We start from the raw sequence: 11,353 nt of genomic DNA, 5'->3' as shown, positions 1-11,353 counted from the left end.
ATATGAAGGGTAGCATAAAAAAGGAGAAATGAATGATGAAAAAAATACTCCAACTCATAAAACAAAGATCAATTACACGGAAGCTTCTCGTTTCCTTTCTGTCGATCCTCATTATACCGGTTGTCATATTGGCGGCGATTGCGTATCAAACGGCAAGCAGCTCACTCGACAGACAGATGATGGGGAGCGCATTAGAAAATGTACAGCAGTTAAACGAAATTATCAATACCAGTATCGGAGAAAAAGAAGACAGCGCCGCTTACTTCAGCGAATGGCTGACAAAAAAGAAATACGATGCAAAAAGCAATGCAAACATTAAAGAGAAATTCTCACAGTATATCAAAATCAATAAAGATGTAGAATCTATTTATACGAGTGACAAAGACGGTCACTTTACCCGTTATCCGGATCTGCAGATGCCGAGCGATTATAATCCGGTTGAACGTGACTGGTACAAAAAAGCGGTTGCGACTAAAGGAAAAGTTGTTGTGACGGATCCTTATAAAACAGCCTCTACGAACACAATGGTTGTGACAATCGCACAGCAGACAAAAGATGGTTCAGGCGTTATCGCAATCAACATGACGATTGAAAATCTGCTGAAAACAACCAAAAAAGTCAACATTGGCAAACAAGGCTACGCATTTATCATGACAGAGGACAAAAAGGTTGTCGCCCATCCTAATGAAACCTCAGGGACAGAATTGAAAGGCGACTGGCTTGATCAAGTGCTAAATGCGGATAAAGGTGATTTTCAATACACCATGGACGGCGATAAGAAAAAAATGGCCTTTGACACAAACAAGTTAACGGGATGGAAAATCGCGGGTACCTTGTATTTGGATGAAATTCATGAGGCAGCCCAGCCCGTCCTTCACCTTGCTTTAATTGTCTTGGCTGCAGCTATTATCATAGGGATTATCGTCATGACATTTGTCATTCGATCAATTACAACGCCTCTGAAACAGCTTGTGGGTTCCTCTAAGCGGATCAGCGAGGGAGATTTGACGGAAACCATTGATATCCGTTCAAAAGATGAATTGGGCGAACTCGGCAAAAGCTTTAATAATATGGCGTCGTCACTTCGTTCTCTCATACACGCCATCCAGGATTCAGTAGATAACGTTGCCGCTTCCTCTGAGGAGCTGACTGCCTCAGCCGGACAAACGAGCAAAGCAACAGAGCATATTACATTGGCAATTGAACAATTTTCTAATGGCAATGAAAAACAAAACGAAAACATTGAAACGGCAGCAGAGCACATTTATCAAATGAATGACGGTTTGATAAATATGGCCCAAGCTTCTGAAGTCATCACAGATTCATCTGTTCAATCGACAGAAATCGCAAGCGAAGGCGGCAAACTTGTTCATCAAACTGTCGGCCAAATGAACGTCATTGATAAGTCCGTTAAAGAAGCCGAACAAGTCGTACGCGGATTGGAAACGAAATCGAAAGATATCACCAATATTTTGCGCGTGATTAACGGCATCGCTGACCAGACGAACCTGCTGGCATTAAACGCAGCGATTGAAGCGGCGCGCGCAGGGGAATACGGCCGCGGCTTCTCCGTTGTAGCGGAAGAAGTGAGAAAACTGGCAGTTCAGTCAGCAGATTCAGCAAAAGAGATTGAAGGATTAATCATCGAAATTGTGAAGGAAATCAATACATCTCTCGGCATGTTCCAATCTGTCAATCAAGAGGTGCAGACAGGTCTGGATATTACAGATAAAACAGAAATGAGCTTTACTCGTATTTCTGAAATGACGAACCAAATCGCCGGCGAACTGCAAAACATGAGTGCGACAGTGCAGCAGCTTTCTGCCAGCTCCGAGGAAGTCTCGGGAGCGTCCGAGCACATTGCATCGATTTCAAAAGAAAGCTCAGCTCATATCCAAGATATCGCGGCGTCAGCCGAAGAGCAGCTTGCTTCGATGGAAGAAATCAGCTCGTCAGCAGAAACCCTTTCGTCTATGGCGGAAGAGCTTCGCGATATGACAAGTCGATTCAAAATTGAATAATAAGCCAAAACACCCAAGTCTCTGTGCTTGGGTGTTTTTTTTAGTTTTTTTATTAAACCTTTTATCCTAGTTTGACGATATTAGTTTTAGCTTAAAGGAGGAGTCAACAAGAATGGGAAAATTTACACAGTGGATCAAACAGCCATCAATCAGCAAACCGCTTATCGCTGCGTTTCTGGCAGTGCTTATCTTGCCGGTTGGGGTATTAGCATATTTCAGTTATCAATCAGCATGGAACGCACTAGACAGTGAACTGGCGAATAGTGCAATAGGGAACGTTGAAGAACTCAACAGCACGCTGCAAAACAAATTGAATCATAAGGTAACAGCACTTGATTATTACAGTGAGACGATCGATAAAAATTTATTGCAAGGCAAAAATAAAGCCTCACTGAATGAGAAATTTGAGCAGTATACAACATTAAATACCGATGTAGGTGCCATCTATGCGGCTTCAGAAAATAAAAAGCTTTACAAATATCCTGAAGGGGGCGTGCCAAAGGGCTTTGATCCGACAGAGCGTGACTGGTACAAACAAGCCGTTGCAAAAAAAGGACAGGCTGTTTTCTCTGAGCCGTATACTGACAAAGCGACAGGGGATACCGTTATTACCATCTCAAAGCAAACAAAAGATGGTTCAGGGGTCATAGCGCTTGATTTAAATCTGGATGAAGTGCTATCCGCTTCACAGAGAATCAAAATCGGTAAAGAAGGCTTCGCGTTTATCACAACAGGAAACAAAAAATATATCGCCCACCCAACGATTAAGCCTGGAACCAATGGATCCGGCGATTGGACAAACGAAGTGTATTCCAAAGAAAAAGGGTCATTTCAATATACTTTTGAAGGCAAAGAAAAGAAAATGGCGTTTACGACCAATAAGCTGACAGGCTGGAAAATTGCGGGCACCTATTTTGTCAGTGAATTGCAAGATGCTTCAAGTCCGGTACTGAACACAGCCGTTATTATTCTATGCGTATCAATTGTGATCGGCGGCATACTTATTCTCTTTATTATCCGTGCCATCACCAAACCGTTAAGAAAACTGGTCTCAACATCTGCGAAAATCAGCAGCGGAGATCTGACAGAAGCCATTGACATTCACTCGAAAAACGAGTTTGGGCAGCTTGGCAAAAGCTTTAACGAAATGTCTGCCTCATTGCGTTCTGTCATTGGTGTCATTCAAACGTCTGTAGAAAACGTGGCATCATCTTCTGAAGAGCTGACGGCAAGCGCGGCCCAAACGAGCAAGGCAACTGAACATATTACACTCGCCATTGAACAGTTCTCAGATGGCAACGAGGCGCAAAGCGAGAAACTGGAGACAAGCTCAGACCATCTTTCCCAAATGAACCACGGGATTTCAAAAGTGGCTCAGGCCTCTTCGACCATTACGAAGTCATCGATACAGTCCTCTGAGGCGGCGGGCAGCGGAGAAAAACTGGTCGAGCATACAGTCGGCCAAATGAAAACAATCGACCAATCCGTTCAAAAAGCGGAAGCGGTTGTGAAGGGTCTTGAAACAAAATCGCAAGACATCACAAGCATCTTGAATGTGATTAACGGCATTGCTGATCAAACCAATTTGCTGGCATTAAATGCTGCGATTGAAGCGGCAAGAGCAGGTGAATACGGAAGAGGCTTCTCAGTAGTTGCGGAAGAGGTCAGAAAACTTGCCGTACAATCAGCAGGCTCCGCCAAGGAAATTGAAGGGTTAATTCAAGAGATTGTCAGAGAAATCAGCACTTCGCTGTCGATGTTCCAATCTGTGAATCATGAAGTGAAGGAAGGCTTGCAGATTACTGATCAAACAGCGGAAAGCTTTAAACAAATTTACGAAATGACAACCCAAATTTCCGGCGAATTGCAAAACCTGAACGCGACGGTTGAACAGCTGTCAGCAGGATCACAGGAAGTGTCAAGTGCGGTTGAAGACATTTCCGGAGTGGCGAAAGAAAGCTCAGCAGGCATTCAAGACATCGCAGCTTCGGCGGAAGAACAGCTTGCGTCCATGGAAGAAATCAGCTCATCAGCTGAGACGTTGGCAAACATGGCGGAAGAACTTCAGGACATCACGAAGAAATTTAAAATTGAATGATAATAATGGAAAGAGAAAGCGGCATCAGCTGCTTTCTTTTTTTATTAAAAAACAAAAATAAACAAAAATGATTCAAAAGCAAACAAAGATCATATATAATGAAAACGGATACAAATAAAAGGGGACGGAGGAATATCAAATATGGTGAAACATGTATGGGATTCAGAACATGCTGCACAGCTGCCGAAAGGTGTAGAAGAATTGGTGTACAGGTCCAATCTAATCGGATCCGATCGCACTGTCTGCAACTGGGGCGGCGGAAATACGTCTATGAAAACAACGGAAAAGGATTTCAGAGGCCGTGAAACAGAAGTGATGTGGGTGAAAGGAAGCGGCTCGGATTTGGCCACAATGAAAGCGTATAACTTTACCGGTTTGAAATTAGATGACATCCGCCCGCTGATTGAAAGGGACCAAATGTCAGATGAAGAAATGGTAGACTACTTGTCTCATTGTATGATAGACAGCAAACATCCCCGCCCTTCAATTGAAACGCTGTTACACGCTTTTCTGCCATACACTCATGTTGACCATACCCACCCCGATGCGATTATCAGCATATGCTGCGCTGATAATGGAAAACAAATCGCTGAAGACATATACGGAAACCGGTTTGTATGGGTGCCATACGTACGCCCCGGATTTATTTTATCTAAAATGATCGCTGAAGGCGTAGCGAACAATCCCAACGCTGAGCTTGTGTTAATGGAGAAACACGGCTTAGTCACTTGGGGAGAGACGTCTGAACAATGTTATGAAAAAACGATATCTATCATCCAAGAAGCCAAGCAGTACATTAATGGCTGTGTCAATCAACATGAGATATTCGGAGGCAAAAGATATCAGCCGCTGCCGGAAGATCAAAGAAAACAAATCTTGGCAGGCATCATGCCTGTAATCAGAGGCGCTGTAAGTGAAGAGAAGAAAATGATCCTTTCCTATGATGATCATGACGATGTCTTAGAATTTGTAAACAGTGTTCAAGCGCCAGCGCTCTCGCAAATCGGTGCGGCATGCCCGGATCACCTTGTTCATACAAAGCGGGTTCCGCTGTACATTGAGTGGAATCCGGAAACTCAAGATGTGCATAAGCTGGCGGATCTGATCAAGTCAGGAGTCGAGCGTTTTTCATCAGATTATCAGGCTTACTTTACACGCCATCAGCAGGATGGAGATCAAATCTTCGAATCAGCCCCGCGGGTGATATTGATTCCTGGCATCGGAATGGTGAATACGGGGAAAAGTTATGCCATGTCTAAAGTGAGCGGTGCTTTATACCGAAGGGCTATCGCTGTTATGAAAGGGTCAACAGCTCTGGGGCACTTTGTTTCTTTGAATGAAAATGAATCCTATCATGTCGAATATTGGCCGCTCGAATTATATAAGCTCACGCTGGCTCCGCCGGAAGCAGAATTTTCCCGTAAAGTAGCGTTGATAACAGGAGGAGCCGGCGGAATCGGAAGTGCAGCATGCCGCCGCTTTGCAGCTGAAGGAGGGCACGTGATTGCCGCTGACCTTAATATAGAGGGAGCGCAGAAAATTGCCGGGGAAATAAACGAGGCATACGGAGAAGGACGGGCAATGGCTGTCAAAATGGATGTGACAAAGGAAGAGGAAGTACGGTCAGCCTTTGAACAAGCGGCTCTTGCTTACGGCGGAATTGATATCGTCGTGAATAATGCCGGGCTGGCCACATCAAGCCCATTTGACGAAACAAGTTTAAAAGAATGGAATCTTAATATGAATGTATTAGGAACAGGCTACTTCCTTGTGGCACGTGAAGCGTTTAAACAAATGAAACAGCAAAAAAAAGACGGAAGTATGGTGTTTGTCGGATCAAAAAATTCTGTTTATGCGGGCAAAAACGCCGCTGCCTATAGCTCGGTAAAAGCGCTTGAAACCCATTTGGCAAGGTGTATCGCAGCAGAAGGCGGAGAATATGGCATTCGGGTCAACTCCGTTTTGCCTGATGCGGTTCTTCAAGGATCCGCAATCTGGGGGTCAAGCTGGCGGGAGGAACGGGCCGCGGCGTATGGGATTGAACCAGAGCAGCTTGAGGAACATTATCGGAAACGCACAGCTCTGCTCGTCAATATTTACCCGCAGGACATTGCCGAAGCCATCGCATTCTTCGCTTCTTCTAAAGCCGGAAAAACCACGGGCTGCATGATCACGGTAGACGGCGGCGTCCCTGCTGCGTTCACGCGTTAGAAGTATGCTATGATAGAAAAACAATAAGACGGATTACGATATAAGGAAGGGCGTTACCAATGCTAGTAGCTGAACGGCAGCAAAAAATAGTGGAAATAGTGAATATGCGTTCAAGCATCCGCGTATCCGAATTAAGTGACATATTTTCTGTCACAGAAGAAACCATTCGGCGCGATCTTGAGAAGCTTGAGAAAGAACATAAACTGAGCCGGAGCCACGGAGGAGCGGTCAGTATTGAGCAGCAGGAATCAGAAGTTCATTTTTCTGAACGGGAAATCACAAATGTCATAGAAAAAAAAGCCATTGCTCACGAAGCGGTCAAATATGTAAACAGCGGAGACCGAATCATTCTTGATGCAAGCACTACCGCCTGGTACATGGCGAAAATACTCCCGGATATTGAGCTCACTGTCATTACAAACTCAATGAAGGCAGCCATTGAACTCAGCAATAAAGAAAACATCTCAGTCATTTCAACAGGAGGGATTTTGCTGGAAAAATCATTATCGTTTGCCGGGCCGTTGGCTGAGCGTTCGCTTGAGACCTATCATGTCAATAAAACCTTTCTGTCCTGTAAAGGCTTTGATATCAACAACGGGATGAGTGACTCAAACGAGTGGCAGGCGCTGCTCAAAAAACGGATGATCGAAAGGTCTGGTCAGACCATTTTGATGGCCGATTCAAGCAAATGGGGGAACCGTGAGTTTTCACATATCGCCTCGCTGCAGGATATCAGCCGCCTTATTACTGATTCTGGACTTGATCCGGTATCGGTAAAAGCGCTTGAAGACAAAGAGGTGAAAGTAACAGCTGTTCCCCTTCCGAAGAGAGGGTGAAAGAATGATTTATACTGCCATTGATATAGGCGCGTCAAGCGGGAGGGTCATGGTAGGTGAGCTGAAGGAAGGAAAGCTGGAAGTACAAGAGATTCACAGATTCGCTAACGGCTTCATTCAAAGAGACGGACATTGCTATTGGGATATTGACCGTTTGCTAAAACAAATCCTGCAAGGGCTTCAAAAGGTGAAAGAGCTAGGGTATGAACGATGCACCGTCGGAATTGACACATGGGCGGTTGATTATGTCTTACTGGACGAAAAAGGAAATCGTTTGCGGGAAGTGATGTCCTACCGGGATAGAAGGACAGATCACACGATAGGCAAAATGGAACAAATCCTGTCAAAAGACACAATCTATCGAAAAACAGGAATACAATTTCAGCCTTTTAACACGATTTATCAATTGTATGAAGAAGACCGCGAGCTGCTGAAAACGACAGACAAAATGATGCTGGTTCCCGATTATTTAGGCTATTGTCTAACCGGAAAAGCGGTGACAGAAATCACAAATGCGTCGACAACACAGCTTCTCAATGTTTCAACCGGAAAGCTTGACCTTGAATTGCTCAAAGCCGTGTCTGTTCACGAGCATCAATTTGCGCCGCTGACTGAACCGGGGTGTGAGCTCGGGATGCTGAGAAATGATTGGTTCCCGGATTATGACCTGCCGGCTTGCAAGGTGATAACAGTCACAACGCATGACACTGCCTCGGCCGTCATCGCGGCGCCAGGCGTAAGCGATAGCTGGGCGTATATCAGCAGCGGAACATGGTCGTTAATCGGGGTTGAAAACAAAACGCCGATATTAACTCAACAGGCTTTGAAAAACAACTATACAAATGAACGCGGCGCAAACAGCACCATTCGCTTTCTCAAAAACATTATCGGCATGTGGGTGATACAAGAAGTAAAACAGCAGTTACAAACGGATTACTCTTTTCAGCAGCTTGCAGAGGAAGCCCTAAAAACAGAACCATTCCAGCAGTTTATCAACTTAAATGATGAACGTTTCCTGAATCCAGACAGCATGATAGAGGAAATCCAACATTATTGCAGAGAAACCCGCCAAAAGATCCCCCGCACTGCAGGTGAACTTGCCTGCTGCATCTACACCAATTTAGCCATCATCTATGCCATAGCCATCAAAGAGCTGGAAACGATCACGGAAAAACCGATTCAGCAGCTCCATATCATCGGCGGCGGAGCCCGGAATGATTTCTTAAATCAATTAACGGCAAACATGAGCGGAAAAGCGGTATACGCAGGTCCCATAGAGGCAACCGCCATCGGAAATCTGCTGATGCAAATGATTGCTGCCAAAGAAGTCAAAGACATAACAGCAGCTCGGCAAGCTGTCAGAAATTCCTTACCGATCAAAGTGTTTACACCTAAAGACATTGACAGAAGTGCGATCATTCAGTCATTTCAGCAAACTGTTTTGAAAGCGCTATCTAAAAGGTGAAGAGGTGATCAGGTTTGAAAAGAAAAGCCAGTATCATGTTTGTCCGCCAAGACAAGTACGAGGAATACAAACAGCGGCATGATGACATTTGGCCAGAAATGGCAGAAGCACTCAAAGCTCACGGAGCGCACCATTATTCCATTTTTTTAGACGAGGAAACAGGCCGGTTATTTGCTTATTTAGAAATAGAAGATGAAGAAAAGTGGAGAAAGATGGCGGATACAGAAGTTTGCCGGAGATGGTGGAAATCGATGTCGCCATTCATGAAAACAAATCCAGATTTCAGTCCTGTTTCGATAGACCTTAAGGAAATTTTTTATTTGGATTAATAACTGAAAAAGGGAGAGAGCCGCATGACCATAAAAGCCAATTATAACAATGCAAAACAGGCATACGAAAAATGGGGAATTGATGTTGAAGAGGCGCTTCGGCAATTAAAGCAAGTGCCCATTTCAATCCACTGCTGGCAGGGTGACGATATTGAAGGCTTTGAAGTAAATAAAGGCGAGCTTTCAGGCGGAATTGACGTGACCGGCAATTATCCCGGAAAAGCGCAAACCCCTGAAGAATTAAGAAAAGATTTGGAGAAGGCTCTTTCTCTCATTCCGGGAAAGCACCGCGTGAACCTGCATGCGATATACGCAGAAACAAACGGGGAAGCGGCAGAACGGGATGAATTGAAGCCGCATCATTTTGAAAACTGGGTGAAATGGGCGAAAGATCTCGGTCTCGGTTTAGATTTTAATCCGACCTTGTTTTCGCATGAGAAAGCGGCTGACGGACTCACCCTTTCACACCCCGACCCGAACGTCAGAGAATTTTGGATCAGGCATTGCATCGCGTGCCGCCGTATTGGGGAATACTTCGGGAAAGAACTAGGAACACCTTGCTTGACGAATATTTGGATTCCCGACGGCTATAAGGATATCCCGAGTGACAGGCTGACACCGCGTATAAGATTAAAAGAATCACTGGATCGGATCTTCGCAGTGGAGATCAGTGAACAACACAATCTTGATTCAGTCGAAAGCAAGCTGTTCGGACTTGGTTCCGAATCATATGTTGTCGGCTCTCATGAATTTTATTTGTCTTACGCTTTGACGAATCAAAAGCTTTGTTTGCTGGATACAGGCCATTATCACCCGACTGAAACGGTGTCAAACAAGATTTCGTCCATGCTGCTTTACACAGACAAACTCGCCTTGCACGTATCCCGGCCCGTTCGCTGGGATAGCGACCATGTTGTGATTTTAGATGATGAATTGAGGGAAATCGCGCTTGAAATTGTACGCAATCAGGCTCTCGAGAAGGTCGCTATCGGCCTGGACTTTTTCGATGCCAGCATTAACCGTGTTGCCGCCTGGACCATCGGAACGAGAAATATGATCAAAGCTTTATTGTATGCATTGCTTCTCCCGAACGACTATTTAAAACAATTACAGGAAGAGGGCCGATTTACAGAAAGGCTGGCGCTGATGGAGGAATTTAAAACATATCCTTTCGGGGCCGTCTGGGATTCCTACTGTGAGCAAATGGGCGTGCCGGTAAAAGAGGAATGGCTCCATGACATAAAAAATTATGAACAACAGGTGCTTTTAAAAAGGAAGGCGTCTTCTTCGATTGTCTAATAAAAAATCCGCCGCGGCATTGGCACGCGGGCGGATTTTTTTACGCTTGATCAGCAGGGTATACAATCCCCATCTGCTTTCTTGCTTCTTCCATGATTTTGGCGGTGATCAAAGACCGTTCAAATGTATTGTCTTCAGATTCCGGTTTGTTCTCTTTTATGAGCGTGACAAATTCTTCTATTTCGTAGAACATCGCCGGTTTAGGATCATGAATCGAAATGTTTTCCAGACGGCCGTCTCGATAGCGGATTTCCACTCGTTCAGGCTGCTGAATTGTATCGATTACAATGGTCCCGTCTTCACCCTGAATTTCCGCCGGAGCATAGGAAGTAGAGATTTTAGAATGCATCAGAACGGCTTCGAACCCGTCGTAAGACAGAATGACGGTCCCCTCTCCATCTACTCCGGAAGATAAAGCATATCCGTTCGCCTTCACGTCCTGCGGCTCGCCAAATAGCACGACAGCAGGATAAATACAATAAACGCCGATATCCATTAATGACCCGTTGGAAAGCTCAGGCTGAAATGCGTTCAAGACGGTTCCGTTTCTGAACGCGTCATACCGTGAGGAGTACTGGCAGTAGCTTGCGGTAAATCTGCGGACGGTTCCGATTTTATGTAAGTGTTTCTTCAGCTCTTTGAAGTTTGGCAGGAAAGTGGTCTTCAGCGCTTCCATGAGGACAACGCCGTTTTCCTGAGCCGCTGAAATCATCTGTTCCGTTTCTTTCGTATTTGAAGCAAACGGCTTCTCGCAAAGCACATGCTTGCCATGGTTCATAAAGAGAACGGCCTGCTCCTTGTGAAGAGCATTGGGACTGGCTATGTATACAGCATCAAAGCAATCGCTTGCCGCCATTTCCTGAAGGTTTGAGAAAATGTGCTCAGCACCGTGTTTAGCGGCAAACTCGGCAGCGCGTTCAGCTGATCTCGAGTAAACAGCTGTCAGCTGAACATCTTTTATTTCCACTGCTGACTCAAGAAAGCGGTCTGTAATCCAGTTGGTTCCTATTATGGCAAAACGTATCATTCTTATCGCTCCTTTTGCATGATATAGCTAAATTATAGCTCAAAAAAGAGAAAAGCACATGATAGAA

Annotated in this window: 8 protein-coding genes; 7 read left to right on the top strand and 1 reads right to left on the bottom strand. The window is 45.0% G+C overall.

The genetic code is table 11. The features are described from left to right. The first annotated feature begins 32 nt into the window (after positions 1 to 32). From mcpA to rhaA, 7 genes are all read left to right on the top strand, one after another. The gene (mcpA, locus tag ACY3LV_RS08850; RefSeq protein ID WP_464863648.1) at positions 33 to 2,021 is read left to right on the top strand and encodes a methyl-accepting chemotaxis protein; all 1,989 of its coding nucleotides are present in this window, start codon (positions 33 to 35) and stop codon (positions 2,019 to 2,021) included. Between the two features lie 112 nt (positions 2,022 to 2,133). Next, complete coding sequence (tlpB, locus tag ACY3LV_RS08845) at positions 2,134 to 4,119, top strand: methyl-accepting chemotaxis protein TlpB (RefSeq protein ID WP_148963924.1); 1,986 nt, start codon at positions 2,134 to 2,136, stop codon at positions 4,117 to 4,119. 141 nt (positions 4,120 to 4,260) lie between these two features. Beyond that, positions 4,261 to 6,330 carry a bifunctional aldolase/short-chain dehydrogenase gene (locus ACY3LV_RS08840; protein WP_464863647.1) on the top strand — a complete coding sequence of 690 codons (2,070 nt, stop codon included), beginning with the start codon at positions 4,261 to 4,263 and terminating at the stop codon, positions 6,328 to 6,330. Positions 6,331 to 6,389: 59 nt separating this feature from the next. Then, positions 6,390 to 7,166 (top strand): rhamnose catabolism operon transcriptional regulator RhaR, encoded by a 777-nt coding sequence (gene rhaR, locus ACY3LV_RS08835; protein WP_464863646.1) that lies wholly within the window; start codon positions 6,390 to 6,392, stop codon positions 7,164 to 7,166. A 4-nt stretch (positions 7,167 to 7,170) separates the two neighbouring features. After that, positions 7,171 to 8,631 (top strand): rhamnulokinase, encoded by a 1,461-nt coding sequence (gene rhaB, locus ACY3LV_RS08830; RefSeq protein ID WP_464863645.1) that lies wholly within the window; start codon positions 7,171 to 7,173, stop codon positions 8,629 to 8,631. Positions 8,632 to 8,645: 14 nt separating this feature from the next. Then, the gene (gene rhaM, locus ACY3LV_RS08825; protein ID WP_148963920.1) at positions 8,646 to 8,960 is read left to right on the top strand and encodes an L-rhamnose mutarotase; all 315 of its coding nucleotides are present in this window, start codon (positions 8,646 to 8,648) and stop codon (positions 8,958 to 8,960) included. Positions 8,961 to 8,984: 24 nt separating this feature from the next. Further along, positions 8,985 to 10,259, top strand: coding sequence for an L-rhamnose isomerase (gene rhaA, locus ACY3LV_RS08820; RefSeq protein ID WP_464863644.1), 1,275 nt, complete (start codon positions 8,985 to 8,987; stop codon positions 10,257 to 10,259). Positions 10,260 to 10,299: 40 nt separating this feature from the next. Here rhaA and ACY3LV_RS08815 read toward each other — a convergent pair whose 3' ends face one another. Beyond that, positions 10,300 to 11,286, bottom strand: coding sequence for a Gfo/Idh/MocA family protein (locus tag ACY3LV_RS08815; protein ID WP_464863643.1), 987 nt, complete (start codon positions 11,284 to 11,286; stop codon positions 10,300 to 10,302). Positions 11,287 to 11,353 lie beyond the last annotated feature (67 nt).

The sequence above is a fragment of the Bacillus sp. 11C genome (assembly GCF_055486375.1).
Note: the sequence above shows the minus strand (reverse complement) of the source record. Positions and strands in the feature narration are given on the sequence as shown.

Bases quoted from the DNA above. Each gene is read 5' to 3' on its own strand.
- mcpA (WP_464863648.1), top strand. From the start codon at position 33: ATGATGAAAAAAATACTCCAACTCATAAAACAAAGATCAATTACACGG.
- rhaB (WP_464863645.1), top strand. From the start codon at position 7,171: ATGATTTATACTGCCATTGATATAGGCGCGTCAAGCGGGAGGGTCATG.
- tlpB (WP_148963924.1), top strand. From the start codon at position 2,134: ATGGGAAAATTTACACAGTGGATCAAACAGCCATCAATCAGCAAACCG.
- ACY3LV_RS08840 (WP_464863647.1), top strand. From the start codon at position 4,261: ATGGTGAAACATGTATGGGATTCAGAACATGCTGCACAGCTGCCGAAA.
- rhaR (WP_464863646.1), top strand. From the start codon at position 6,390: ATGCTAGTAGCTGAACGGCAGCAAAAAATAGTGGAAATAGTGAATATG.
- ACY3LV_RS08815 (WP_464863643.1), bottom strand. From the start codon at position 11,286: ATGATACGTTTTGCCATAATAGGAACCAACTGGATTACAGACCGCTTT.
- rhaA (WP_464863644.1), top strand. From the start codon at position 8,985: ATGACCATAAAAGCCAATTATAACAATGCAAAACAGGCATACGAAAAA.